Source organism: Catenulispora yoronensis, assembly GCF_039531695.1.
GTDB lineage: Bacteria > Actinomycetota > Actinomycetes > Streptomycetales > Catenulisporaceae > Catenulispora > Catenulispora yoronensis.
The window spans coordinates 102,241-128,363 of record NZ_BAAAQN010000031.1; the positions used below are offsets into that span (position 1 = coordinate 102,241).

18 protein-coding genes are annotated in these 26,123 nt (G+C 71.7%); 7 read left to right on the plus strand and 11 right to left on the minus strand.

Annotated features, from left to right (window positions below; genetic code table 11):
* Nucleotides 1–253 precede the first annotated feature (253 nt).
* Both ABD481_RS24535 and paaI read left to right on the plus strand, forming a co-directional pair.
* Nucleotides 254–3,559 (plus strand): AfsR/SARP family transcriptional regulator, encoded by a 3,306-nt coding sequence (locus tag ABD481_RS24535; protein WP_344668099.1) that lies wholly within the window; start codon nucleotides 254–256, stop codon nucleotides 3,557–3,559.
* Nucleotides 3,556–4,005, plus strand: a complete 450-nt coding sequence (gene paaI, locus ABD481_RS24540; RefSeq protein ID WP_344668100.1) for a hydroxyphenylacetyl-CoA thioesterase PaaI — start codon at nucleotides 3,556–3,558, stop codon at nucleotides 4,003–4,005. Before ABD481_RS24535 ends, paaI begins: the two co-directional genes overlap by 4 nt.
* Here paaI and ABD481_RS24545 read toward each other — a convergent pair.
* From ABD481_RS24545 to ABD481_RS24585, 9 genes are read right to left on the minus strand one after another with little or no spacing between them, the layout of a single operon-like run.
* Nucleotides 3,941–5,263: a KamA family radical SAM protein gene (locus ABD481_RS24545; RefSeq protein WP_344668101.1), complete on the minus strand. Its 1,323-nt coding sequence runs from the start codon at nucleotides 5,261–5,263 to the stop codon at nucleotides 3,941–3,943. The genes paaI and ABD481_RS24545 overlap by 65 nt on opposite strands.
* A complete protein-coding gene (locus tag ABD481_RS24550; RefSeq protein ID WP_344668102.1) occupies nucleotides 5,263–6,975 on the minus strand; it encodes a class I adenylate-forming enzyme family protein in 1,713 nt (570 codons plus the stop codon). Before ABD481_RS24550 ends, ABD481_RS24545 begins: the two co-directional genes overlap by 1 nt.
* Before the next feature lie 11 nt (nucleotides 6,976–6,986).
* Nucleotides 6,987–8,330 carry a flavin monoamine oxidase family protein gene (locus ABD481_RS24555; protein WP_344668103.1) on the minus strand — a complete coding sequence of 448 codons (1,344 nt, stop codon included), beginning with the start codon at nucleotides 8,328–8,330 and terminating at the stop codon, nucleotides 6,987–6,989.
* Nucleotides 8,327–8,560 (minus strand): phosphopantetheine-binding protein, encoded by a 234-nt coding sequence (locus tag ABD481_RS24560; protein WP_344668104.1) that lies wholly within the window; start codon nucleotides 8,558–8,560, stop codon nucleotides 8,327–8,329. The genes ABD481_RS24555 and ABD481_RS24560 overlap by 4 nt, the downstream gene beginning before the upstream one ends.
* Complete coding sequence (locus ABD481_RS24565) at nucleotides 8,557–9,999, minus strand: amino acid adenylation domain-containing protein (RefSeq protein WP_344668105.1); 1,443 nt, start codon at nucleotides 9,997–9,999, stop codon at nucleotides 8,557–8,559. Before ABD481_RS24565 ends, ABD481_RS24560 begins: the two co-directional genes overlap by 4 nt.
* Nucleotides 9,987–10,838 carry an SDR family oxidoreductase gene (locus ABD481_RS24570; protein WP_344668106.1) on the minus strand — a complete coding sequence of 284 codons (852 nt, stop codon included), beginning with the start codon at nucleotides 10,836–10,838 and terminating at the stop codon, nucleotides 9,987–9,989. Before ABD481_RS24570 ends, ABD481_RS24565 begins: the two co-directional genes overlap by 13 nt.
* On the minus strand, nucleotides 10,835–12,205 hold the full coding sequence (locus tag ABD481_RS24575; RefSeq protein ID WP_344668107.1) for an MFS transporter: 1,371 nt from the start codon (nucleotides 12,203–12,205) through the stop codon (nucleotides 10,835–10,837). Before ABD481_RS24575 ends, ABD481_RS24570 begins: the two co-directional genes overlap by 4 nt.
* Nucleotides 12,202–13,425 (minus strand): AMP-binding protein, encoded by a 1,224-nt coding sequence (locus tag ABD481_RS24580; protein WP_344668108.1) that lies wholly within the window; start codon nucleotides 13,423–13,425, stop codon nucleotides 12,202–12,204. The genes ABD481_RS24575 and ABD481_RS24580 overlap by 4 nt, the downstream gene beginning before the upstream one ends.
* Complete coding sequence (locus ABD481_RS24585; RefSeq protein ID WP_344668109.1) at nucleotides 13,422–14,450, minus strand: ATP-grasp domain-containing protein; 1,029 nt, start codon at nucleotides 14,448–14,450, stop codon at nucleotides 13,422–13,424. The genes ABD481_RS24580 and ABD481_RS24585 overlap by 4 nt, the downstream gene beginning before the upstream one ends.
* A gap of 357 nt (nucleotides 14,451–14,807) precedes the next feature.
* On the opposite strand from ABD481_RS24585, the gene ABD481_RS24590 reads away from it, so the two are divergent.
* Together ABD481_RS24590 and ABD481_RS24595 are read left to right on the plus strand one after the other, a co-directional pair.
* Complete coding sequence (locus ABD481_RS24590; protein ID WP_344668110.1) at nucleotides 14,808–16,073, plus strand: ATP-grasp domain-containing protein; 1,266 nt, start codon at nucleotides 14,808–14,810, stop codon at nucleotides 16,071–16,073.
* Nucleotides 16,073–17,323, plus strand: a complete 1,251-nt coding sequence (locus tag ABD481_RS24595) for an ATP-grasp domain-containing protein (protein ID WP_344668111.1) — start codon at nucleotides 16,073–16,075, stop codon at nucleotides 17,321–17,323. Before ABD481_RS24590 ends, ABD481_RS24595 begins: the two co-directional genes overlap by 1 nt.
* Here the strand turns inward: ABD481_RS24595 and ABD481_RS24600 are convergent.
* Together ABD481_RS24600 and ABD481_RS24605 are read right to left on the minus strand one after the other, a co-directional pair.
* Nucleotides 17,320–20,250: an RICIN domain-containing protein gene (locus ABD481_RS24600; protein ID WP_344668112.1), complete on the minus strand. Its 2,931-nt coding sequence runs from the start codon at nucleotides 20,248–20,250 to the stop codon at nucleotides 17,320–17,322. The two genes, ABD481_RS24595 and ABD481_RS24600, sit on opposite strands and share 4 nt — an antisense overlap.
* Nucleotides 20,251–20,947: 697 nt before the next feature.
* The gene (locus ABD481_RS24605) at nucleotides 20,948–21,976 is read right to left on the minus strand and encodes a LacI family DNA-binding transcriptional regulator (protein ID WP_344668113.1); all 1,029 of its coding nucleotides are present in this window, start codon (nucleotides 21,974–21,976) and stop codon (nucleotides 20,948–20,950) included.
* Between the two features lie 279 nt (nucleotides 21,977–22,255).
* On the opposite strand from ABD481_RS24605, the gene ABD481_RS24610 reads away from it, so the two are divergent.
* From ABD481_RS24610 to ABD481_RS24620, 3 genes are read left to right on the plus strand one after another with little or no spacing between them, the layout of a single operon-like run.
* Nucleotides 22,256–23,338, plus strand: a complete 1,083-nt coding sequence (locus ABD481_RS24610) for an ABC transporter substrate-binding protein (protein ID WP_344668114.1) — start codon at nucleotides 22,256–22,258, stop codon at nucleotides 23,336–23,338.
* Nucleotides 23,339–23,372: 34 nt separating this feature from the next.
* Nucleotides 23,373–25,031 carry a sugar ABC transporter ATP-binding protein gene (locus ABD481_RS24615; protein ID WP_344668115.1) on the plus strand — a complete coding sequence of 553 codons (1,659 nt, stop codon included), beginning with the start codon at nucleotides 23,373–23,375 and terminating at the stop codon, nucleotides 25,029–25,031.
* Nucleotides 25,024–25,986 (plus strand): ABC transporter permease, encoded by a 963-nt coding sequence (locus ABD481_RS24620; protein ID WP_344668116.1) that lies wholly within the window; start codon nucleotides 25,024–25,026, stop codon nucleotides 25,984–25,986. Before ABD481_RS24615 ends, ABD481_RS24620 begins: the two co-directional genes overlap by 8 nt.
* The last annotated feature ends 137 nt before the right edge of the window (nucleotides 25,987–26,123 follow it).

Consider the following 26,123-nt stretch of genomic DNA (forward strand, 5'->3'; position numbering starts at 1 on the left):
CTTCTCGGACGTCTTGTGAATCAGCTTTCTTCGATCTCACTTTTTTGGGCTGTACGGCTGTACGATCCGAATAGCGAGACGCCTGACATGCCACCCAAGGGCGGACACGCGGTGTGTGTCCGTACCGGTCGTCCGGGCCCTGAACCGCGCTCGGCCGCGGACCGTACCAGGAGTGCCGGATCCGCGGTGCGATGTTCGTCGTCACGCTCGGGTCAAGGTGAGCATTGGGCATTCTGGGGAGGATGCTGCGTTGATGGAGATTCTCCTGCTCGGGCCGGTCGAGGTCTGGGCCGGCGCGGTGCGTGTGCCGTTGGCCCCGCTGGAGCGGGACCTGCTGGCACTGTTGGCCCTCCAGCCGGGGACGGTGTCGTCCACCGACCGGATCATCGACGGGCTGTGGGGCGAGCGGCCGCCGGCCGCGCCCCGCTCGCGGGTCCAGGGCCTGGTATCCGGACTGCGGCGGAAGGTGGGCGCGGCGCTGGTCACCCGGCAGCCGGGGTACCTGCTCGACCTGCCGGCCACGGCGACGGACGTCGGACGCTGCGAGGCGCTGGCCCGGAGGGTCAGGGCCGCGCCGGCGCCCAGGGAAAAGGCCGAACTGGCGCGGTCGGCGCTCGGACTGTGGCGCGGCGAGCCGCTGGACGGCGCGTGCGCGCCGGGCGCGGATCCGGAGCGGGCCCGGCTGGCGGAGCTCCGGGTCTCCTTGATGGAGCAGTGCTTCGAGGCCGAGCTGGCGCTGGGCCAGCACGCCGAGGTCGTCGGCGAGCTCGCGGCGGCGGTGTCGGCGTATCCGCTGCGCGAACGGCTGGTCCTGCAACTGATGGCGGCGCTGTACAAGTGCAATCGGCAGGCCGATGCCGTCCGCGCCTACGTCGCGTTGCAGGAACGGCTGGAGGAGGAACTCGGCTCCGAGCCGTGCGCGGCCGTCCGCGAACTGCGGGCCCTGATTCTTCGGGGCGAGCCGCTTCCGGGCGCCGGCAAGGCCGCGGCGGCTCCGGCGGCTCCATCGGTTCACGCGGCTCCGGCAGCTCCGGCACCCCCGGCGCTTCCAGCTGCTCCGCCGGCTCCGGCCGTCGTGCCCCGGCCCCGGACCGCCGCCCTCACCGAGGACCCCGGCGCCGCCGTGAGTCTGGCGGCCCAGATCAAGAAGGGCCGCAACGGCCCGCCGCATCCGAATATAGGAGCGTCCGGTGCGGGCGGACCCGGCGCGTTTTCCGACGACAGCCGGCCGGCCGCCCCGGCACCGAGGACGGCCCCCGCGCCGCAGACCCGGAAGACCGTTCTCCCGGATGCGGCGGAGCCGGGGACGGAGGACGATCTGGGGTCCGCATTCGAGGCGGACGCTGGACAATCGGACGTCTTCGACTCCCACCACCGGTCCCACCCCCGCTCCCACCACCAGTCCCACCACCCCGAGTCCGGCGGCTCCCCGCCGGAGTCCTCCGAAGGCCCCCAGGCCGCGCAGACTTCGCCGACGGCCCCACCGCCGGCGCAGATGCCCGCCAGCTCGGGGCACTTCCTGGGCCGGGACAGCGATCTGGCCGCGCTGACCGCCGCCCTGCCCGGGCCGCGCGACGAGCCGCGAGTGCTCGTCGTCTCCGGCGCCGGCGGCCTGGGCAAGACCGCGCTGGTCGTCCGCTGGGCGCACGCGATCGCCGACCGGTTCCCGGACGGCCAGATCTTCGTCGGCCTGCGCCCGGCCCGGTCCGGCGGCCCGCCGCAGGCCGGGGCGGCGCTGGGCGCGGTGCTGCTGGCGCTCGGCGTCAGCGCCGACAAGCTCCCGGTCAGCACCGAGGAGCGGGCCGCGCTCTACCGGACGCTGGTCCACGGCCGCCGGGTCCTGGTGGTCGCCGACGACGTGCAGGCGGTCGGCCAGTTGCTGCCGCTGGTGCCCCCGACGCCGGGCAGCCTGATCGTAGCGACCAGCCGCAGCCGGCTCACGGCACTGTCCATCCATCACGCCGTCCGGACCCTGACCATCGAGCCGCTGGGCCCGGATCCCTCGCGGGACCTGCTGAGCGCGATCGTCGGCCCGGACCGGCTCAGCGGCGCGGGCGTCGCCGAACTGGTCGAGCTGTGCGGCGGCTGGCCGCTGGCGCTGCGGATCGCCGGGGCGACGCTGGCCGCCCGGTCCCGGCAGTCGCCGGCGTCGTTCGCCGAGGAGCTGCGCGAGCGGGTCGACACCCTGACCGTGGCCGGGGACCCGCGCACGGTGCGCGCGGCCCTGGCCGAGACCCGCGCCGGGCTCGGCCCGGCGGCCTCGCGGCTGTTCGGGCAGCTGGGCCTGCTGCCCGGTGGCTCGGCCTGCCTGCAGCTGGCGGCGGCCGCCGCCGGGGTCTCGGTGCTGCGGGCCCGGCGGCTGCTGGACGAGCTGATCTCGGCCAACCTGGTCGTCGAGACCGGCCCGGACCGCTACTGGCTGCATGCCATGGTCCTGCGATACGCGCGGCACTGCGGCGCGGACCTGCCGGACCGGGACGTGGTCGAGGAGCGGGTGGCCCGCTGGTACGTGCAGGCCTTCGAGGCCTGTTCCCGGGCCGTGGCCCTGGAGACCGAGCCGGGCGGCGGGCCCGGGCCGGCCTGGCTGCGCGACCCGGCACAGCCGCGGCCGCGCGAACCGCAGGCGGCGCGGGACGCCGAGGGTCCGGCCGAGTGGCTGCCGTTCACCGGCGAGGACGCTTCGCTGTTCCTCGACTTCGAGCGCCCGAACCTGGTGCCGGTGGCCCGCTGGCTGGCCGGGCGCGACGACGCCGAGCTGACGTGGCGGTTCGTCAAGTTCGCCGGCGACACCGAGCCCGCGCTGCCGGTCGAGGTGTGCCGCCTGGGCCTGGCCGCAGCCGCGCAGCTGGACGATCCGCGCCTGCTCGGGGCCGCGCACGCGCAGCTCGGCATGGCGCTGCTGGCCGATCCCGGGCAGCTGCCCGAGGTGGACTGGCATCTGACGCGCGCCGCGGAGCTGTTGGAGGCCGAGAGCGACCGGCTGTCGTGCGCCGCGGCGTTCGGGCTGGGCCGGCTGCGGGCCCGGCAGCGGCGGCCGCACGAGGCGCGCGCGACGATGGAGCACACGCTGAGCTGCCTGGATCCGGGCCGGGAGCCGTTGTCGTACGCGATCGCGCTGGCCGGGTACGCCGACGTCCTGGCCGGGTCGGGGCGCGTCCGCAAAGGCCAGGAACGCTTCGCCCAGGCCCTCATCCTGGGCGAGGCGGCGGTCGGCGGGCGGTTCGAGCGGGCGGTGGCCGCGTCGGGCGGGCGGGCCGGCGAGGACTTCCTCAGCCATCTGAGCCGGTGTCTGGACGCGCCCCGGGTCAGCGCGCCGGACCGGGCCCTGGCCCGGACGATGATCGCGATCGGCCAGGCGTTGCCGGCGCTGCGCGGCTCGGAGCGCCGGGACGGCCCGGCGGCCGGCGGCGCGGCGCGCCCGGCTCCGCATCCGGCTCCGCGCCCGGCTCCGCATCCGGCGGTGCACTCGAACCCCGAGACGGCCTCCGGGCTGACTCCCAGCGCGACCCCCGGCAGGTCCGCCGGCCCGATCCCCCGCACGACGAACGGAGCCCCATGACTGTCCGCGAACGCGCCGAGGCGATGCTCGCCCAGGACCTGACCTGCCAGTCCTTGGGCATCGCGCTGGACGAGGTGGCGCCGGGCCGGGCGGTGCTGTCCATGCGCCTGACCGAGCGGATGGTCAACGGACACGGCATCGGCCACGGCGGATATCTGTTCCTGCTGGCCGACGCCGCGTTCGCGTACGCGTGCAACTCCCACGGCCCGGCCGCCGTGGCCCAGTCGGCCCAGGTGATGTTCCTGCGACCGGCCGGGCCCGGCGACGAGCTGGTCGCGGAGGCGGTGGAGCGGGAGCGGGCCGGGCGGACCGGCGTCTACGACGTGACGGTGCGCCGGCCCAAGGACGGCGCGGTGATCGCCGAGTTCCGGGGGCAGAGCGTCATGCTGTCGGGACGGCCTGCCGCGCCGCCCACCACTGCCGCCCCGCCTCCGGCAGAGTCCTGATCGGGTCGTAGTACTGCTGCCCGTCCCAGGTCGACACCCCCAGCTCCCGGTCGTAGGCCTGGACCATGTGCACCCAGCGCTTGCCGACCAGCGGCACGTCGCACACCACCCGCGGCGTGGCGTAGCCGGGCAGGTAGCCCATGATCGAGTCCTGCAATGCGATGGCGTCGCCCAGCGCCACTCGCCAGTGCTCCGCGTTCGGCACCATGTCGCACATGTAGAAGTAGTAGGGCAGGATGTTCGCCTCGCCCTGCAAGGCGAAACAGAGGTCGAGCAGGCTGTCGCGGGTCGCGTTCACCCCGCGCATCAGCACGCCCTGGTTGCGGACGTCCCGCACCCCGGCGTCCAGCAGCGCCCGGGCGGCGGCGGCGACCAGCGGCGTCACCGAGTTGGCGTGGTTGGCGTGGGTGTGCACGGCCAGGTTCACCGCGCGCCGCGCGGCCAGCCGCGCCACCCGCTCCATCCCCTCCAGCACCTTGGGTTGCAGCCAGTGCTGGGGCAGCCCGACGACGGCCTTGGTGGCCAGCCGGATGTCCCGCACCGACTCCACCTCCAGCAGCCGGAGCAGGAACGCCTCCAGGCGCGGCCACGGCACGTTCGCCACGTCGCCCCCGGACACCACGACGTCGCGGACGCCGGGTGTGCGCTTGAGATAGTCGAGCATCGCCTCCTGGCGGTCGGCCGGCCGCAGCACCAGCCGATTCTTGGCGACCTGGGGCGTGCTGGACCCGACGAGGTCCATCCGGGTGCAGTGCCCGCAGTACTGCGGGCAGGTGGACACCAGCTCGGCCAGCACCTTCGTCGGGTACCGGTGGGTGAGGCCCTCGACGACCCACATCTCGGCCTCGTGCAGCGAGTCGCGCTGGGCGTGCGGGTGGCTGGGCCAGTCCGGGTCCCGGTCGGAGGCCACCGGCAGCAGATAGCCGCGCACCGGGTCGGCCAGGAACGACGCGTCGTCCGGCGGCGCGTCCGGCACCATCGTGTTCAGCATCTGCGGCGGCACCAGCAGCGCCATGGTCGCGAAGCGTTCGCGGTCGGCCTGGAGGTCGTCGTAGAAGGCCTCGGACAGCAGGCCGCCCATGACGTCGCGCAGCTGCGCGACCGTCTTGACGCTGTGCGCGCGCTGCCACTGCGGGTCCCGCCACTGCTCGGCGGTGACCCCGTGCCAGCCCGGGAGCCGCCGCCAGTCCGGCTCGACCAGGGTCGGCCGGACATAGCGGTAGGGCTCCTCGCGCGCCAGGTCGGTCCCCGGCGCCATCAGAGGCCGGTCTGGGCGGTGAACAAGGTCGCGAACCGAGTGCGGAGTTCGCGCTTGAGGACCTTGCCGGTCGGGCCCAGCGGGTAGTCCGCGGCCCGGCGGGCGATGCGGACGGCGGCCAGCGGCGTGCGGCCGGCGTCGGCGAGCTGCTTGTTCGCCGCCTCCAGCACCCGCTCCTCGGTCGCCTCGGCGGCGCCGGCCTGCAACCGGACCATCGCCACCGGCACCTGCGCGCCCTCCGGGCCGGGCACGCCGAACACCGAGCAGTCCTGCACGAACTCGTCGACGTCGGCCAGCAGCACCTCCTCCAGCTCCAGGGTGTAGACGGGCCCTGCGACGCTGTCGATCACGTCGACGGTGCGGTCCAGGTGGTAGAAGCGGCCGTCGGCGTCGCGGCGGGCCACGTCGCCGGTGAGCCAGTAGCCGTTCAGCTCGAAGGAGCGGGTCAGCTCGGCGGCGTTCCAGTAGCCCGGGGTGCGCGACGGGGTCTTGACGCCGAGCAGCCCGACCTCGCCGTCCGGCAGCGGGTTGCCGTCGCCGTCGAGCACCGCGGCCTCGGTGACGGTCTCCAGCTTCTTGCCGACGCAGCGGTCGTCGCGCACGCTCTCGGGGGTCCAGACCTGGCCGAAGTTCGCCATGCCCATCTCGGAGGAGCCGAGGCCGTCGACGTACTGCGATCCGGGCTGCGCCTGCTCGGCGGCCCGCTCCGAGGGCAGCAGCCACGGTTTGATCAGCCCGGCCGGGCGCTCGCCGAGCGTGACCAGGCGGCGGATGTGGCCGTAGTGCGCGGAGTCGCCGGTGTTGAACCAGCTGTGGATCCGGGCCGCGCCCTTGGCCGGGAGGTCGCCGGTGGCCAGTTCCACGAAGGTGCGCGGGAACGAGGCGATCATCGTGGGCTGGAAGGCCTCCATGACCGGCTCGACGCCGGCCCGGGTCCAGTCGCCCATGACGACGGTCGGCAGCCCGAGCAGCGTCGCGGTGAGGAAGTAGCTCAGGCCGCCGGCGTGGGTGTGCGGCATCAGCGACATGAGCTTGTCGTAGGGCTCGGCCGGGAAGCGGGTCATGCGCGGCTGCTTGCCGTCCCAGAACTGGCGGTGGCCGAGGATGGTGGACTTGGGGATGCCGGTGGTGCCCGAGGAGTGGATCAGGGCCACGACATCGTCGGCGGCGTGCCGGTACGGGTACTGCTCCGGCAGCGCGGCACTGGACGCGTCGAACGCCTGCACCTCGCTGGCCAGGGCCAGGAACCGGGGCCGGCTGCGCGGATCCTCGCGATAGGCGGCCGCCAGCCGGGTGGTGTCGAAGGCCACCACCCCGACCACGCCGACGTGGTCCAGGTAGCGGACCAGCACGTCGGGGCGCATCGCGTCGTTGATCATCGCCGGGACGGCGCCCAGCGCGGACAGCGCCAGGAAGTGCACCAGCGGCTCGAAGCCCTCGGGCACCAGCACGCCGACCGGGTCGCCGGGGCGGACGCCGTTGGCGTGGTACCACTTGGCGTAGCGGTCGCGCAGCGCGGCGAGGTCGGTCAGGCTGTGACCGCGCAGCACCACCTGGCCGCGGTGATCGGTCTTGTGGCTGTACAGATACGGGACGTCGCGGTTCGGGTTGTCCCGCAGCGCGTAGTCCAGGAAGTTGCCCGCGCCGAGGTCCGGCTCGGTCATGAAGTTCTCGCGCACCGACAGCGGGGCGAGGGGACTGGTGTCGCTCATCGCGATCTCCTTCAGGCTCCGGGCTGATTGAGGATGTCGGCCGCGGCGCGCCGGCCCGAACGGATCGCGCCCTCCATGAGGCCGAAGAACTCGGTGCTGGTCTCGGTGCCGGCCCAGTGGACGCGGCCGTGCGCGGCGGTGAGCCGCGGCCCCAGCCGCAGCCAGTCGCCGGGTCCGAACAGCGCGGCGTAGCAGCCGCGGGCGTGCGGGTCGGCGATCCAGTCGGTGACGTGGACCGCGACCGGTTCCGGCAGCCCCGGGTACAGGCGCCGGGCCTGGGCCCGGGCCCGGTCGCGCTGCTCCCCGGGCGGCAGCGCGGAGAAGTGGTGCGCCTCGGCGCCGGTGACGAAGCCGGTCAGGACCCCGACCCGGGCTCCGGTCGCGGAATCGGCCGGGGAGTCGTCCACGGTGGACAGCAGCGGGCCGCGGGCGTTGACCGACCAGCCGGACAGGCCCTCGTCGCGCCAGGCCGGCCCGGGGTAGACGAGGTGGACCTTCACCGCGCAGCCCGGGGCCGTGCGGGAGGTGGAGCGGGTGGCGGGCAGCCCGGGGGCGAAGTCGATCCCGTCGGCGAGCACCGGCGGGACCGCGACCACGGCCCGGTCGGCCTCGAAAGCGCCGCCGTCCTCGGTCCGGATCCGGACCCCGGCGGCGTCTTGGTGCACCGCGGTCACCACCGAGCCGAGGCGGACGTCGAGCCCGGCGGCCAGGCGCTCGCACAGCCGGTGCGCTCCCCCGTCGACGCGGTACTCCTGCGCGCCGCCCTCGAAGGCGTTCAGGTAGCGCAGCCCGCCGCCGGAGCGGAGGTAGAACGCCATGTGCAGCACGGAGATGTCGGCGGGGTCGGCGGCCATCATCTCGCCGAGGAACAGCGGGAAGAAGACGCGGGCGTCGGGATGGCGCAGGTTCGCCTCGGCCCATTCGGCGGCGGTGGTGCCGTCCAGGTCGGAGGCGCCCGGGGTGTGCCAGGGCTCTGCCACGTCGACCAGGCTGGTCAGGTCGGCCAGCCGGTCGAACAGCTCGCCCAGCGCCACGGCGTTCAGCGGCGGGAACCGGCCGGGCCGGGTCAGCGGGCCGTCGGCGGCCGGGCCGAGCTCGAAGCGGCTGGCGCCCTCGGTGCTGGTCGGCGTGGTCTTCAGGTCGTGCTCGGCGAGCAGCGCGAGCAGTTCGGTGTGCCGGTCGCCGAGGTAGGCCGCGCCGGCGTCGGCCCAGGCGCCGGGGGCCACCTCGATGCCGTGGGTGCGGCCGCCGACCCGGTCGCGCGCCTCCAGCACGGTGACGGCGGCGCCGGACCGGCGCAGGCGGTCGCCGGCCACCAGGCCGGCCAGGCCGGCGCCGACGATCAGGACCCTCACGACACGACCGCCCCGGCGGCCCCGGCGGCCCGGGCCGCGAGCAGTTCCGGGGTCGGGGCCATCAGGAAGTCCTCCATCGTGAGCTCGGCCCCGCCGGCCCGGGCCAGCGCGCTGAGCACCCGGGTGGCCAGCAGCGAGTCGCCGCCGAGGTCGAAGAAGTCGTCGGAGGCGGCGATGTCCTCGGTCTCCAGCACGGTGCGGAAGATCGCCAGGACGTCGGCGGTGGTCATCGGTTCTCTGCCTTTCGTACGGGCGCGTGGCGCCGGTGCGTCGCCGCCCGGTCGGCCTTGCCGCTCGCGGTGAGTTCGAGGGCGGGGACGTAGGTGAGGCGGCTGGGCACCAGGTGCGCGGGCACCCGGGCGCGCAGCCAGCCGAGCAGGTCGTCGTTCCGGTCGCGGGCGACGACGTAGGCGACCAGCGCGGTGCGGCCGGCCAGGGCGGTTCCGACCACGGCGGCGGCGTCGACCGCCGGGTGCCGGGTGAGCTGCGCCTCGACCTCGCCGGGGTCGACGCGCACGCCGCGGATCTTGACGACGTGGTCCAGGCGGCCCTCGTGCAGCAGCAGGCCGTCGGCGCGGCGCCGGACCCGGTCGCCGGTGCGGAACCAGCGCTCGCCGGCGCGGACCACGAACCGCTCGGCGGTGGCCTCGGGGCGGCCGAGGTAGCCGGCGGCCAGCGCCGGTCCGCCGACGAGCAGCTCGCCGTCGTCCGTAATCAGCTCCCTGACGTGCGGCAGCGCGCGCCCGATCGGCACCGGGACGCCGTCGACGTCGCAGGCGTGGGTGATCAGCGTGGTCTCGGTGCAGCCGTAGGTGTTGAGCAGCCGGACGTCCGGGGCCAGGGCGAGCCATTCGGTGACCCGCGCCGGGTTGGCCGCCTCGCCGCCGATGACGGCCAGGCGCAGGCAGGCGGGCAGGCCGCGGCCGTCCTCGGCGAGGTGGCGGACGAGTTCGTGCCAGAACGCGGTGGGCAGGTCGACGACGGTGACGCCGTGCTGCTCGATCATGCGCAGGAAGCGCGCGAAGGAGCCGGTGTGGGCTTCGTGGTCGAAGACGAGGGTGGCGCCGGCGGTGAGGGTCGGCAGGATCTCCTCGAAGCAGGTGTCCCAGTTCAGGGACGCAAATTGCAGGACCCTGTCATCGGGAGTGAGCTCGAACAGGCCGCGCAGGGCCGTGACGACGGTGCTGATCGCGGTGCGCGGGGTGAGGACGGGTTTGGGGGCCCCGGTCGAGCCGGAGGTGAACAGCACGTACGCGGTGTCGGCGGGCAGGTCGGCGTCGAGGGCGTCGCGCATGGCGGCGCGGCGTTCGGCGGGGAAGTCCGGGTCGACCGGGCAGTAGGCGCCGCCGGCGGTCAGGGCGCCGAGCAGGCCGACGACGGTCTCCGGGGCGCGGGCGGTGGGGACTTCGACGGCGCCGGGGGCGGGGCCGAGTTCGCTGGCCCGGGCCGCGACCTTCTCGGCCAGCTCGGCGTAGGTGAGCGGGACGCCGTCGGTGAGGACCGCGATCCGGTCCGGGTGGGCGCGGACCGCGGCGGCGAAGTCGGCGAGCAGGTCAGTGGCCTGCGACGCCGGACGGGTTTCAATCAGATCAGCGGCCTGCGACGCGGGAGGGACTTTAGTCAGGTCAGCAGCCTGCGACGCGGGGCGGGTTCCGGTCAGGTCAGCCATGAGCGCGCCATGTCCTGGAGGTCCGCGCCGCTGATCTGGACCAGTTTCAGCGCGGCGTACTCGGCGACCCAGTCCGAGGTCGGGATCCGGAAGTCGGGGTGTTCGGCGATCAGGGCGTCGCAGACGACCTCGGCGACCTCGGCGCCGTTCTGGGCGCCGGGATAGCCGGAGTGGGCGACCCAGTCCATGTAGCGTTCGAGCACTTCGGCGTAGGGGCCGGCGGCGTCGAGCAGTCCTTGGCGGGTCAGCCCGGAGTTCGGGCCCCAGGCGGTGCCGAGCACCGGTCCGGGTTCCACGAGCACGATCGAGACGCCCATCGCGGCGGCGGTCGGCGCGAGCGATTCCATGAAGCCCTCGACGGCGAACTTCGCCGCCGAGTAGCCCTCGTTGAACGGCTGGCCGATCAGGCCGCGGCTGCTGCCGACGGTGACCACGCGGCCGCCGGAGGCCCGCAGATGGGGCAGGGCCGCGCGGGTCACGGCGACCACTCCGAAGAAGTTGACTTCGAGGTTGGCCCGGTATTCGGCCATCGAGGCGGTCTCGATGGTGGCGAAGGTGTTGGCGCCGCCGGCGTTGTTCACCACGGCGTCGAGGCGGCCGTGGTCGGCGACGACCTCTTTGAGGCAGGCGTCGATGGACTGCTCGTCGGTGACGTCGAGCCGGCGCACGTCGACGGTGACGCCGACCTCGGCGGCCGCGGCGAGCAGCGGTCCGGCCTTGTCCGGGTCGCGCATCGTCGCCACGGTGGTGCAGCCGGCGCCGGCGGCGGCGAGCGCGGTCTCCAGGCCGATGCCCGAGGAGCATCCGGTGATCAGGACTACGCGGTTGTCGCGGCTCATGCGGTGCTCCCCACCGGCGCGGCGGTGCCGGCGGCCGGAGCCGCCTCGGCCAGCGCCTTCTCACGGTTCAGCTTGCGTTGGATCCCGGCCTCCGGCGGCCAGGCGAAGAGGGTGCCGATCAGCGTGGCGCAGACCATGGTGATCTTGCAGGCGTTCCGGATGCCGTGGCCCGGGGTCAGCATCTCGACGAAGACCCCGGCCATCAGGGCACTGACGGGGATGATGCCCCAGGTCAGGGTCCGGAAGGCGGCGGCTGAGACGGCCTGGTCGGCGACCGGGATCCGGACCTGCCGGACGGCCGCGGTGCAGACGTTGTACCAGACCATGGTCACGCCGTAGAGGGACAGCACGGCGCCGACGACGACGGCCGAGGGCAGGCGCGGGGCGAGCAGGATGCCCAGTCCGACGGCCGAGTGGGCGAACACCGCCATCGGCATCAGCCGGGCCGGGCCGATCAGCCTGCTGACACGCTGGGCGACCAGGGCGCCGGCCAGCGCGGCCGCGGCGGCGACGGACATGGCGATGCCGTAGACGCCCACCGACAGGCCGAGGCCGCGGTAGGCGAGGATCGGCATGACGGTGACGTAGACCGGCCCGCCGACGTTCATGATGAACGTGCCGATCAGGGTGCCGCGCAGGACCGGGTCGGTCCAGTTCAGGGCGACGCCGGCCTTGAGCCGCTGCCACATGGTCTGCTCGATCTTCTTGCGTTCGCCGTAGGACCGCATGGAGCGGATGGCGCCGGCCGAGAACAGGTAGCTGCCGGCGTCGACGAGCAGGGCGGCGATGCCCATCAGCTGGTACAGCAGGCTGGCGACGGCGGGGCCGACGACCTCGGAGGCGGTCCGGGAGGTCTCCATGTTCGAGTACGCCGAGACCCGGCCCTCGACCGGGACGACGTTGGCGATGGTCGCGGTGTAACCGATGTTGAAGAACACTGATGTGGCGTTGACGATCGCGACGCTGAAGAACAGCAGCGCCACGGACAGGTGGCCGGCCCAGTAGGCGGCCATGACCAGCAGGATGACCGCGAACCGGATCAGGTCGCAGGCGACCAGCGTCAGCCGCAGGTCCCAGCGGTCCACCAGCATCCCGGCGACCAGGGACAGCAGCGGGATGGCCAGGTACTGCGCCATCGCCACCAGGCCGACCTGGAACGCCGAGGCGTGCAGGAGCAGGATCATCACGGCCGGGACGACGAAGATGTTGACCTTGTCGCCGATGTAGCTGACCGATTGTCCGGCCCACAGCAGGTTGAACTGGCGGCCCAGCCCCAGGCGGCCCGGGCGCTCTGGGTGCTCCGGGCGTTCCGGGTGTTCCGGGCGCTTTGGGGGCTTGGGGGCCGATCCGGCCGCGGCAGCGCTCACGGCTCCCGCCGCTGCACGAGCTTGGAGGTCTTGCCGGTGCGCTCGTTGCTGATCAGCTCCTCGACCAGCCGCACCACCAGGGCCTCGGGGTCGCGGTGGAACGCGGTCGAGGGCCCGCCGAACGCCGAGCCGAGGATGTGGTCGCGGACCCGTTCGGCCAGGCCGGCGACGGCGTCGCGGGACGGCACGATCAGGACTTCCAGGGTGCTGCCGCGCGAGGCGTACTCGGTGAGCACGAGCTGGGCCTGGGAGACGCCGCTGTGCGCGCAGACCTCGGCGGTGAGGGTGTCGGCGTTCAGCAGCAGCCCGCGGAACTTCACCTCGCCGTCGCGGCGGCCGAGCACGCGCAGCGCCGGGCCGGACTCGCGGCAGGTGCAGGTGACCCACTCCCCCGCGTCGCCGGTCTGGTAGCGCAGGACCGGGTTCAGGCCGTGCGGCTTGAGCGAGGTGAAGTCGAGCATCTGGTTCTCCCCGACGTGCACCAGCTGCGAGGGCAGCAGGTGCCAGGTGTCGGCGGCGCATTCGGGGGTGTTGGTGCCGGCCACCCAGGTCTCGGTGCTGCCGAACAGGCCCCAGCGCTTGGCGTTCGGGGCGACCAGCGGCAGGTCCTCGTCCAGGCCCGGGTTCCACTCCTCGCCCAGATACAGGACACTGCGAAGCTCGGGGAGCTTGATGCCGATCTCGCGGGCCCGGCCGATGATCGGGCGCAGCACGCTGGGGGTGCCGCCGAAGGAGGTGACCTTGCGCTCGGCGAAGAACTCCAGCCAGACGTCGTATTCGTTGCGGTTGACCGCGCCCAGGCCGATGCCGGTGCAGCCGGCCAGGTCGGCGTAGCAGCCCATCAGGTAGTGCGCGCCCCACAGCTTGCCGGCGCCCCAGCCGTTGACGAACAGGTCGTCCGGGCCCAGCGGCTTCCACTGCTCGTAGACCTCGTTCATGTACAGGCCGGTCGGGGCGTAGCCGAGCTTGGGCGAGCCGGTGCTGCCGCCGCTCTGGAAGGTCCAGGTGGCGCCGCGGTGCGCCTTCGGCTTCAGGTGGTCCAGGGCGGCGTTGAGGTCGTCCTTGACCATCACCGGGACGTGGATCAGGTCCTCGAGGCTGTCCAGCGCCATGACGTCGGCGTACCGGTCGGCCAGCGCCGGCACCGAGCGCAGCTTGGCCAGGGTGGCGCGGGCGGTGTCGAGGGCGTCGGGGACGGTGCTGGCGAACTGGGGGGTCATGCCGAGGCCTCCTCAAGCACGGCGGGGGTGCGGAGCCCGGGGTGGAAGATGACGGCGTGCTGGTCGCGGTAGGCGCGGAAGCGGTCGAGGACCAGGGTGCGGGTGGCCTCGGCGGTCGCCGGGTCGCCGGGGTTCGGGCAGAAGATCATGCCGTCGGGCTCGATCTCGGACAGCCAGTAGCGCTCGCCGTCGTAGAGGAAGTCGGCGCAGAAGTACGGGATCGGCAGGCGCTGCGCGCAGTACTCGACGGCGGGCAGCAGCTCGGCGGGAGCCTCGGTGTAGTAGGCCTTGGCGCCGGTGGTCACCTGCGGGTAGATCGCGCCCTCGCCGGGTTCGCGGACCAGGGTGGTGTGGGCGCGGCCGTCGACGACGTAGACGCGGAAGTCGATGGTGCCCTTGCCGAGGTAGGGCTGGAAGACCAGGGTGGTGTCGCCGCCCTGGGCCAGGCTCAGCAGGCCTCTGACATCGTGCGAGTCGTGGGCCAGGTTGATGCCGCGCGCGGCCATCCAGCCGGCCGGCTTGACGAAGGCCGGGTAGGGCAGGTCCGCGGTGGCCGTCATGTACTCGTCGAACAGCAGGTCGCGGCCGGCGGTAACGCGGACCGTGGGCACCGGCGGCAGCGGGCAGTCCTTGAAGTAGAGCAGGGTGGCCAGCTTGTCGTTGCCGATCGGCGCGAACATCGTGGGGTGCGGCAGGTAGAAGCCGGCCTGCTCCAGCACCGAGTACAGGGTGAACTGGTTGAAGGCGTCGACCGACTGGTACGGCAGCGTGTAGGGGGAGGTCAGGAACACCGTGTCCTGCGGCGTCACCAGGGCGCCGTCGACGTAGGTGCGCGGGTGGTGGACGTCGAGCGCGTCGACGGTCACCGCCTCCGGCGCGACCCGGTCGAAGGTCAGGTCGAGGTCCTTGGCGACCTCGGAGTAGAGGTCCCAGAACGACGCCTTCCACTTGGCGTTGGTGCGGGTGGACTCCCGGTCCGGGAACAGCCAGCACAGCCGGCGCAGCGTGCTTGTCGTGTCGGTCATCGCTCCCCAATCGCGGATGCTGCGGACGATCGCCCCAGAGTTCCAAGGGGCGCTGCGAATGCCCTGCGGATCCGCTGTGAATCCGCTTACTGATTCGGAATTCCGCATATGCCGTCGAAGGCGGCAAATGCCTTCGGCGGGGGTGGTGGAGGGGTGCTGGAGGGGTGCCGGGGATGGGGTGGGGGTGGGGTGGAGGTGCGGCTGGGGCGCAGTGGATTCGCAGTGGATTTGCAGCGGATCCGAAGCCGGTCGGCGCACACTTCGAGCGATCTTCCGATGCCAGTGCCGGAGCCGGTTCCAGTGCCACTCGCACTGCCACTGCCGCAGGCCGCATTCCGTGCAGAAAGGGTGTTGCCCATGAGCCCGCCGAGCGTTTCCAAGACGGTCGTCATCACGGACGTGTACGCGCCGACCAAGCGGCTGGCGCCGGAGTTCGTCAAGGCCGGCTACGAGGTGATCAGGCTGCTGAGCACGCCGGAGCCGCCCCGGGGCTACGCCGCCGCCTTCGACATGTCCGGATACAAGGCCCTGATCAGCCACTCCGGCGACCTGTCGGCCACGGTCGAGGCGGTCGCCGCGCACCGACCGGCCGCGGTGATCGCCGGCGGCGAGCTCGGCGTCGAGCTCGCCGACCAGGTCAGCGAGGCTCTGGGGCTGCTGACCAACGGGACCGCGCTGAGCACCGCGCGGCGCGACAAGTTCGTGATGATCGAGACGGTGCGCGCCGCCGGACTGCGGGCCGCGAACCAGCTGCTGGTCACCGGCGAGGAGCAGCTGGCCGCCTGGCACCGGGAGGTGGGCGGGCGGATCGTCGTCAAGCCCACGCGCAGCGCGGCCGGCGACGGGGTGTCGTTCTGCGACACGCCGGAGCAGGCGGTCGCCGGATACCGCGCGATCGTCGGCGCGGAGAACGTCTTCGACATCCGCAACGAGGGCGTGGTCGCGCAGGAGTACCTCGTGGGCGGCGAGTACATCGTCGACACGGTCAGCCGCGACGGGCAGCACCACGTCACCGACATGTGGAAGTACGAGAAGATCGGCGCGAACGGCATCACCGACCTGACCTGCGGGCTGCGGATCCTGCCGCGGCACGGCGAGGTGCAGGACGAGCTGGTGCCGTACTGCTTCGACGTGCTCGACGCGCTGGGGATCGCGCACGGTGCGGCGCACATCGAGGTGAAGCTGACGCCGAGCGGGCCGTGCGTGGTCGAGGTCGGCGCGCGGATGGCCGGCGTGGACTGGCCGCATTACGTGCGGCAGGCGATCGGTGAGTCGCAGCTGGAGTGGATCGTCGACGCCACCGTGCGGCCCGAGCGGTTCGCGGAGCGGTGGAAGGACGACTACCGGCTGCGACGGCACTTCGTCTCGGCGATGAACTGCACGACGACGGCCGGGCGGCTGCGCTCGTATCCCTTGCTGGCGCAGGTGGAGGCGTTGGAGAGCTTCGTCGAGACGCGGCAGCTGGTGGCGCCGGGCGGGATGCTGCGGCGGACCGTGGACGATCTGACGTGCCCGATCATCATCAACCTGATGCACGAGGTGGAGGAGGTCGTGGTGCGGGACTTCGGGACGGTGCGGTACCTGGACGGGGCCGGGTTCTACGAGCTTGAGGGAGAGTCCTGATGGGGCCGGGTTCCGGCCTCGGGCAGGGCACGCGCCCGCATGTGGTGGTGATCCACCGCTGGCGGGCCCGGTACGCCGAGTACGAGCGCTACATCGACCATCGCGAGTACGCGGTCAGCTACATCACGACCGAGGTCGGCGCGTCGTCGGTGACGCCGCTGGCCGCGGCCGTGGCGCTGGTCAGCGCGACCGACGACCAGCGGCAGGTCGGTGAGCGCATCCACGATCTGGTGGCCGAGCTCGGCAAGCCGGCGGCGATCATCGCGCTGAAGGAGGACGACCTGCTGGTCGCGGCGCGGCTGCGGGCCGAGTGGGGGTGCTCCGGGCCGACCGAGGCCGAGCTGCTGGTGTTCCGGGACAAGCTGCTGATGGCGGAGGCCGTCGCGGCGGCGGGGGTGGCGGTGCCGGCGTTCGAGGCGGTGCGGAGCGCTGAGGAGGTCCGCGCGTTCGGGGCGCGGTACGGGTGGCCGGTGGTGGTGAAGCCGCGGATCGGGAGCTCCAGCGCCGGGGTCCGGGAGTTGGGCGGGCCGGAGGAGTGCGAGGGGCTCGACTTTTCGGAGCCGGTGCTGGCGCAGGCGTATGACGGTCGGCAGATTTATCACGTCGACGGGTACTTCGATGGGAGGGTTTTTGGTCCTTTTCGGGCGTCGCGGTATTTGAACACTACTCCGTTGGGGTTTCGGTTCGGGACTTGTCTGGGGTCGGTCGAGGAGGACGATCCGGCGCTGGTGGCGGCGATCGGGGAGTTCGGGACGCGGGCGCTGGCGGCGCTGACTGATCAGCCGACGGTGTTTCATTTGGAGGTGTTCGCTGATCGGGGGACTGGGGAGTGTGCGTTTTTGGAGGTGGGGGCTCGGGTTGGGGGTGGGGAGATTCCTTTTGTGTGGCGGGAGTTGCATGGGTATGACTTGATGGAGGTGGGGTTTCGGTTGGGGTTGGGGTTGGGGCCGGAGACGACTACAGATCCTTGGGGGGTGGAGGCTGAGGTAGAGGTCGGGGGGTTCCTGTTGGTGCCGGCTCCGGCTGCTCGGCCTTGTCGGATCACGTCGGTGACTTCGATGGTGGGGAGCGAACCGGGGCCTTATGCCGAGGAGTTGTTGGCTGCCGGCGAGATCTTGCCGGCCGCCGACGCGTACTACGAGCATGTCGGCGGCCGGTTCCGGTTCCGGGGAGCGACGGCGGCGGAGGTGGAGCGGGCTATCGCTCGGACGGTGCGGGAGTTCTCAGTGACTGCGGAGGCGCTGGATTAGATGAATTTCCAGAGGTGATCGGCTGTTCCGTTGTCGCTGAACTGGACGACGTTCGCCGAGTCGGCGGTCGACATGTTGGAGACGCCGAGGACCTTGCCGGAGTTCACGTTCTGGAGGCGGAGCCAGGGCCCCGTCGACGGTCGGAGGCGCCAGAGGTGATCGGCTGTTCCGTTGTCGGTGTACTGGACGACGTTCGCGGAGTCGGCCGTCGACATGTTGGAGACGCCGAGCACCTTGCCGCTGTTGATGTTGCGGATGCGGAAGGCAGTGGTGTTGCCGGAGTCTGGGACGAAGGTCCACAGGTGGTCGACGGTGCCGTTGTCAGAGAACTGCTGTACTTGAGCGCTGTCGGCGGTCGACATGTTCTGGACCGCCAGGACTTTGCCGCTGTTCCGGTTGGAGACGCGGACCTGGCCGTCGGGGATCAGCAGCCAGAGATGGTCGGCGGTGCCGCTGTCGCTGAACTGGACCACCTGCGCGCTGTTCGCCGTCGACATGTTGGAGACCGCGAGGACCTTGCCGCTGTTGACGTTCCGGATGCGGACCTGGCCGTCGCCGTTGTCGACGAGGGTCCAGACGTGGTCGACGGTGCCGTTGTCGGAGAACTGCTGCACGAGGGCGCCGTCGGCCGTCGACATGTTGTGGACCGCGAGGATCTTGCCGCTGTTGACGTTGCGGATGCGGACGTTGCCGTCGCCGTTGTCGATCAGGCGCCAGAGGTGGTCGGCGGTGCCGGTGTCGTCGTACTGGACGACGTTCGCGGAGTCGGCGGTCGACATGCTGTCGACGCCGAGGACTTTGCCGCTGTTGGCGTTGCGGATGCGGAAGGGGGCGGTGGTGGCGTTCCAGGGGGTCCACAGGGTGCCGGTGGCGGAGGTCGTCGGGAAGGCGGTGATGCGGAGGCGGGCGGCGCCCATGGGGATGAGGGTGGATTGGGTGACGGGGGTTGTGGCGCGGGCGGGGCTGGGTTGGAGGGGGGTGACGACTTGTTGGTCGTCGGCGGTCCATTCGGGGATTTGTTGGGTGGGGGCGGTGATGGTGAGGGGGTTGCCGGTTTGGGTGAAGGGGTTGGGGGCGAGGGGGGTGCCGGCGTTGTGGAAGGTGAGGGAGGAGGCGGGGGTGGAGGTGGGGAGAGCCAGGCCTAGGTTCCAGGGAGTGGTGGGGGTGGCGTGGACGTCGTATTGGGGGAACTGTGTGGTGCCGCCGGTTTGGACGTAGGTTTCGCCGATTTGGAGAGAGTAGGCGAGGGGGCCGCGGTAGATGCTGACGCTGCTGGCATTGACGGCCCAGGTTCGGACTGTGGCCTGGGACGGGAGGGTGAGGGTGATGGTGTCGTTGTTGGCCCAGGTTCGGTTGATGGGGGTGAAGGCGGGGCCGGCGGGAGGTGGTGTCGGTGTTGGCTGGCCGTTCACGCGGATGGTGGGTGCGGAGCACCAGCCGGGGATGCGGAAGTAGAGCGGGAAGGTGAGGGGTTTGGGGGTGGAGAGCTTCAGGGTGATGGTGTCGGAGAAGGGGTAGTCGGTCGTTTCGGTGATGGTGATGGTCGTTCCGTCGGCGACTTTGGCGGTGACGGAGCAGGGTGCGTACATCGCCGCACAGAGGCCGTTGTCGGGAGTGGCGAGCCAGAGTTCCTCGGTGAAGTAGGGCCAGCCCATGCCGTAGTTGTGCGGGCAGCAGCGGTATTGGTCGACGCCGGCCATGTAGGACTGCATGGCCCAGTTGTTCTGGTACTGGCCTTCGGTTTTGGCGGAGTTGTTGAGGTCGATCATGTTGGCGGCGGTGATGTAGTGCACTGCTTTGCCGGCGGGGTCGAGGGCTGCCGGGAGGAGGTTGAAGGCCAGTTCCTCGCAGCGGTCGGCCCAGATGGGGTCGCCGGTGATGCGGGTGAGGAGTTCGTGGCTGGCCATGAACTCGACGATGCCGCAGGTTTCGAAGCCTTGGCGGGGGTCGGTGTAGCCGGGGCGGTAGTTCTCGTCGCCGGCGAAGCCGCCGCCGGGGAACTGGCCGTAGGTGTTCATGACGGTTGCGTAGTTCTGGTAGGCGGCTTGGAGGTGGGTGGATTGGCCGGAGCGGATGGAGTAGACGGCTGGTTCGCGGTAGCCCTGGGCGATGTTGACGTTGTGGGGGGTGGGGATGTTGTTGGTCCAGTTGGCGGAGTTTGTGTGGATGGTGTCGGCGAGGGCGAGGAGGGTGGGGTCGCCGGTGTGGTTGTACTGCCAGAAGACGCAGTCGAGGAGGTCTGCGACGCGGTAGGAGATCCAGCTGGAGGAGAAGACTGAGCCGGGTTTGGTGCTCATGTAGTGGAAGAAGGAGGTGAGGGCGGGGAGGATGCGGGAGTCGCCGCTGTATTCGTAGAAGCTGCGGAGGGCTTGGAGGAGGGGGAGGTAGGGCCAGAAGTCGGGGCCGTTGTTGAGGGAGGTGCGCAGGGCGGTGGGGCCGAGGAAGCCGTCGGGGGATTGGGTGTTGAGGATGCCGGTGATCCACTGTTCGGTGGTGGAGAGGGTTGATGAGTCGCCGGTGACGTAGGCGAGGTCGCCGAAGCCGCGGAGCCAGTAGGGGACTTCTTCCCAGCCGACGTTGGCGGGGTGGATCCAGCCGGTGGTGGTGTAGTCGAGGAAGTGGGAGGTGGAGGGGTAGTGGGCGGTGAGGCCGGTGAGTTGGAGGGTTAGTTGGGTGGAGAGCCAGCCGGTGGGGTGGATGGCGCCGGGTGGGAGGCGGAGGTAGGGGGTGGGGTGGAGGGGGGTGGCGTTGGGAGGGTAGAGGGGGGTTGGTGTGTTGGGGGATGTGGTCGGGGATGTGTGCGGGGATGTGGTCGGGGATGCGCTGGGTGATGCGCTGGCTGTGGGGTTGATGAGGGGATTGATGAGGGCGGCTGATGTGGTGGTGGCGGTGGCGGTCGCCATGAAGGCGCGGCGGGAGAGGGACATCTCGTGCTCCGGGGGGATTGTGGTGCACGGCTTTGATGCAACGTTGAAACGGGTCTTATGACAGCACGGGAGGGAGGGGTTGTAAACCTGTCGGGAGGAGTCAAAAGCCAGTCAAAGTCCAAAGCTGGGCAAAGCAGGCGCTTCCAGCGGGGGCCTCGGATCCCTCGGGGAACTGGCGCCGGCTCCATAGGGGGGTCTGGTCAGTCCCTGCGCTGGCGGTTGGTGAGGTGGGGGTTCGTTCCCCTCGGTCACGTCGGCAGCCCTACGGGTACAGCGCCGCCGCCCGGGTGTAAAGTCCATGCCGCTGCGGTGAGAGCTGTTGGGCGGCGGTTGCGCTTGCATGAACTTGACACCCGGTCGGCGGCACTGTAGGCAAAGCCCTGCCGACGTGACCGAGGGGAACGAACCAAAACCCAGGCAGGGGATTGACAATCTCGGGGTATGGCCGATGCTTGCTTGGTGCTTGTGGCTGCCGTAGCGCGCTCCGTGCTAGGCGCTGGAGGCTCTTGCGATCCGGCTGCCGGTCGGCCGCCAAAAACGGCTCGGCAAGCGGTCAGCGCCAACCTCTTACCCTCTTCGGCACAGCCTCCCGGCAGCCCTCTCCGCCTCCGGTGGCGTAGTTGTTCCGCCCTCCCGGCAGCGTTCAGTGGCTCCTCCGCATCGACCGGCGAACCGGCCTGTCGCGCTGCTTCTCGCGTCAGGGGCGCGGGCTTCGGGTTGCGGCGCGGGGGCGGGAGCTTCCGCGTACCTCGAGGCGGAAGGCTGCTTGGATGGTTTGTGGTTCGCGGTTGTCGCGGTCGACTACTCGGCTGTGGAGGAGGTTGACTGCGGTTTCGGCGATGGCTTGTTTGTCGGGGGCGACTGTGGTCAGGCGGGGGATGGCGTAGGCGGATTCTTCGATGTTGTCGAAGCCGACTACTGCTAGGTCTTCGGGGACCCAGAGGCCTCGGTCGGCGGCGGTGCGGAGGGCGCCTATGGCGAGGAGGTCGTTGAAGCAGAACACTGCGTCGGGGGGTTCGGGGAGGTCGAGGAAGGTGGCCATGGCTTGGGCGCCTTCGCGGCGGTGGTATTTGGCGGCTGGGGCGATCAGGGTTTCGTTGATCGGGAGGCCGGCTTCGGTGAGGGCTTCGGTGTAGCCGCGGAGGCGGAGGGTGGCGGTGCCGCGGGCGGGGTTGGCGCCGATGGCGGCGATGCGGGTGCGGCCGAGGGCGGCCAGGTGGGCCACGGCTGTTTTGGCGGCGGCCACGTTGTCGATGGCTACGTGGTCGGCGGCGGCGTGGACGGAGTGTTCGCCGAGCATCACGAAGGGGACGCCGGGGTCGAGGACGGCGAGGTCCTCGGCGGTCAGGGCTTCGGGGCTGAGGATGGCGCCGTCGACCATGTGGGGGCCCAGGGCGGACAGGGCGTCGCGTTCGCGGTCGCGGACGCCTTGGGTCTGCTCTATCAGGACGTTCCAGTCGTGGTCGGCGGCGGCGCTGATGACCAGGCTGACGAGTTCGCCGAAGTAGGGGACGCTGAGTTCGGGGACCACCATGGCGATGAAGCCGGTGCGGCCGCGGCGCAGGTTGCGGGCGCCGACGTTGGGGCGGTAGCCGGTGGCTTCCAGGGCCTCCTCGACGCGGCGGCGGTTCTCGGGTTTGACGAAGCCGTAGCCGTTCACCACGTTCGACACGGTCTTGATCGAGACGCCCGCCAGTGCGGCGACGTCTTTCAGTGTTGCGGCCATGTGAGCCTCCTGTGACGAGTGTGTTGGTTCCGGGAGCGGTACGCCACCGAGGCAACCGGCAGGGGCAGCCTAGCCTCTTTACAACGTCGTTCCAAGGATGTAAAAAGTCGCCATAGCCGGTTGAGCATGGATCCTGCGAAACCCTCCGGCACACCGCGATTCTCGATCGCTGCGAGTTCGGTTCCTCACCGCAGCGGCGACGCCGGACGGGCTCTGCCCGGGTCGGCCCCGTACGCCACCGAAGCCCACGCACCCGACGAAGAATGGGGTAACCCAGCCGTGTCCCGTAACCGCACCGTGCGCCTCACCGCCGCGGCCCTGGCCGTCAGCGCCCTGGCCGCCTGCTCGAAGTCCGAGTCCAAGCCCGCCGCGGCGGCCGGCTCCTCCGGTCCGGCCGCGGTCGCGGCCAGCAGCCAGCCCAGCACCGCCGCCGCCGGCTCGGGGTGTTCGGCGGCCTCACTCGGGTATCCGCAGGTGGACGTGAAGACCGCCAAGGTCGGCTTCTCCCAGTCGGAGAAGGAGGCCAATCCGTTCCGGATCACCGAGACGCAGTCCATCAAGGACCAGGCCGCCGCGTTGGGCATACCGTCCGGGAACCTGATCACCACCAATGCGCAGAGCGATCTGAACAAGCAGATCAGCGACATCAAGTCGATGCTGGACCAGGGGGTGCAGCTGCTGATCGTGGCGCCGCTGAACTCCGACGGGTTGCAGCCCGCCTTCGACGCCGCCAAGGCCAAGAAGGTGCCGGTGATCACCATCGACCGGAAGGTGACCTCGGCGGTGTGCACCGACTACGTGACCTTCATCGGGTCCGACTTCGTCAGCCAGGGCAAGCGCGCCGCCGACGAGATGATCCGGGTCACCGGCGGCACCGGGAAGGTCGCGATCCTGCTGGGCAGCTCCGGCAACAACGTCACCACCGACCGCACCAGCGGGTTCGTGGACGAGCTGAAGACCGCCTCCGGCCTGTCGGTGGTGGCGCAGCAGACCGGCGACTTCGACCGGGCCAAGGGCCAGGCCACGATGGAGCAGCTGATCCAGTCGCACCCGGACCTGACCGCGGTCTACGCCGAGAACGACGAGATGGGCATCGGCGCGCTCAACGCGCTCAAGGCCGCGGGCAAGAACCCCGGCAAGGACGTGAAGCTGGTCTCGGTGGACGGCACCCACAACGCGGTGCAGGAGATCGTCAACGGCGACTACAACGCGGTCATCGAGTCCAACCCGCGGTTCGGCCAGCTGGCGTTCCAGGCCTTGGCCGACTTCGAGAGCGGCAAGGGGGTGCCGGCCTCGATCGTCATCAGCGACAGCCAGTACGACGAGACCAACGCCGCCGCGAACGTCGCCAAGTCCTACTGAGCCCCGCTCAGCCGAGCACGGGAGAGCCGAGCCGATGCAGGCGGTACTGGACGTCGAGGACGTCAGCAAGCAGTTCCTCGGGGTGCGCGCGCTCGACGGCGTGTCGCTGACGCTGCAAGCCGGGCGGGCCCACGGCCTGGTCGGCGAGAACGGCGCCGGCAAGTCCACCCTCATCAAGGTCCTGACCGGGGTGTACCGGCCGGACTCCGGGACGGTCCGGCTCGGCGGGCGCCAGGTGGCGTTCGCCGGACCGGCCGACGCCCAGCGCGCCGGGATCTCCACGATCCACCAGGAGGTCAACCTCATCCCGCTGATGAGCGTGGCGCGCAACGTGCTGCTGGGCCGCGAGCCGCGCACCCGGCTCGGGCTGATCGACGGCGCCGCGGTGAACGCCGCCGCGGCCGAGCTGCTCGCCCGGTACGGGGTGCGGGCCGACGTGCGCCGCCCGCTGGGCGGCTACGGCCTGGGCACGCAGCAGATGGTGGCGCTGGCCCGCGCGATGTCGTTCGACGCGCGGGTGGTGGTGATGGACGAGCCCACGTCCTCGCTGGAGCCGCGCGAGGTCGCGACCCTGTTCGAGGTCGTGGACCGGCTCAAGGCCGACGGCGTCGCGGTCTGCTATGTCAGCCATCGGATGGACGAGCTCTACCGGCTGTGCGACGACGTCACAGTGCTGCGCGACGGCCGCCGCGTGCACACCGGCGAGCTGGCCGGGCTCAAGCGCGTGGACCTGATCGCGCTGATGCTGGGCCGGGACACCGGCGAGCTGAAGGCGCACGGCGCCACCGCGTTCAGCGGCGAGCACCACGCCGAGGGCGAGCCGGTGCTGCGCGCGACCGGGCTGGTCAGCCGGCCGCGGGTGGCCGGGGTCTCGGTCGACGTGCGGCCCGGCGAGGTGGTCGGACTGGCCGGGCTGCTGGGCTCGGGGCGCAGCGAGACCGCGCGCGCCATCGCCGGCTCGCTGCCGCTCCAGGCCGGAAACGTGACCGTCTCCGGCACGCCGGTGGCCGGCGGCCCGGGCGCGGCGATCCGGGCCGGGATCAGCATGCTGGCCGAGGACCGCAAGGCCGACGGCATCATCCCCAACCTGTCGATCCGGGAGAACATCGTGCTGGCCGCGCTGCCCCGGCTCTCGCGGGGCGGCATCGTCAGCCGGGCGCGGCAGGACCGCGTGGTGCGGACCTTCATGACCCGGCTGCGGATCAAGGCCTCCGGGCCGGAGCAGAAGGTCGCCGAGCTGTCCGGCGGCAACCAGCAGAAGGTGCTGCTGGCCCGCGCGCTGTGCCTGGAGCCGCGGGTGCTGCTGCTCGACGAGCCGACCCGCGGCATCGACGTCGGGGCCAAGGCCGAGGTGCAGGCCCTGATCGACGAGCTCGCCGAGCAGGGGCTGGGGGTGCTGCTGATCTCCTCGGACACCGAGGAGCTGATCGAGGGCGCCGACCGGCTGGTGGTGCTGCGCGACGGCGCGGTGGCCGGGCACGTGCCGGCCGGGCACGTGACGGAGGCGGCGCTGTTGGCGGCACTGGCATCGGGCGAGCAGGCCCGGGAGGGAGAGCAAAACACTGATGCCGACGCCGAGAACGCCGAGTCCGAACCCGAACCCCACGCCGCTGCTGATCAAAGCACTGATGCGGAGGACCGCGCCGACCCCGGCGCCGCCGCCATCCATTCCGAGGAGGCCGACCATGGCTGAAGCCGTCGCCCTGCCGCGGACGGCGCCCGGAGCGCGGGGCGCCGTCCTTCAGGAGTACGGCGTCTATCTCGCCGTCGCCGTGCTCGTCGTCTTCAACCTGGCGTTCACCGCGAACTTCTGGTCGGCGGCGAACCTGCGGACCCAGCTGGTGCAGGCCGCGCCGGTGGTGATCGTGGCGGTGGGCATGGCGCTGGTGATCGGCACCGAGGGCATCGACCTGTCGGTCGGCGCCGTCATGGCGCTGGTCTCGGCGCTGATCCCGCTGTACCTCGGCTACGGCGTGGGCGTGGCCTTCGTGGTCGCGCTCGCCGCCGGCGCGGTGTCCGGGCTGTTCAGCGGGACGCTGGTCGCGGTGCTCGGTGTGCAGCCGATCGTGGCGACGCTGGCGCTGCTGGTCGGCCTGCGCGGCCTGGGGCTGGTGATCGCGCACGGGCAGCTGGTCGACATCCACGACACGGCGCTGCTGGACCTGGGCGGCGGCGCGGTGCTGGGGATCCCGGTGATCGTGTGGTTCGCCGCCGGGGCCGCGGCCCTGGGCGGGCTGCTGGTCGGGCGCACCACGTTCGGGCGGCAGCTGGTCGCGATCGGCGGCAACCGGTCGGCGGCGGCGCTGGCCGGGCTGCCGGTGCGCCGGGTGCTGATCACCGTGTACGTGCTCTGCGGCGTGCTCGCGGCGCTGGCCGGGCTGCTGGCCACGGCCCGGCTGCGGGCCGGCGACCCGGCCGACACCGGGCAGCTGATGGAGCTCTCGGCGATCACCGCGGTCGTGGTCGGCGGCACGCCGCTGACCGGCGGCCGGGTGCGGGTGCTGGGCACGGTCGCCGGCGCGCTGCTGATGCAGCTGGTGCGCGCCACCCTGATCAAGCACGACCTGCCGGACTCGACGGCGCAGATGGTCCAGGCCGCGCTGATCGTCGTCGCGGTCTACACGGCGCGGGAACGGAGCACGCGATGAGCATGGTGTCAGAACCCTTGTCCGGTACGGCGAGTGATTCCAGGACGTCCGGCGCGGTCTCCGCGGCCGGCGGCGCCCGCGGCGGCGGGGCCGAGGGCGGGCTCGGCGGCGGGGACGGCGGGGCGGGCGGGACCGGC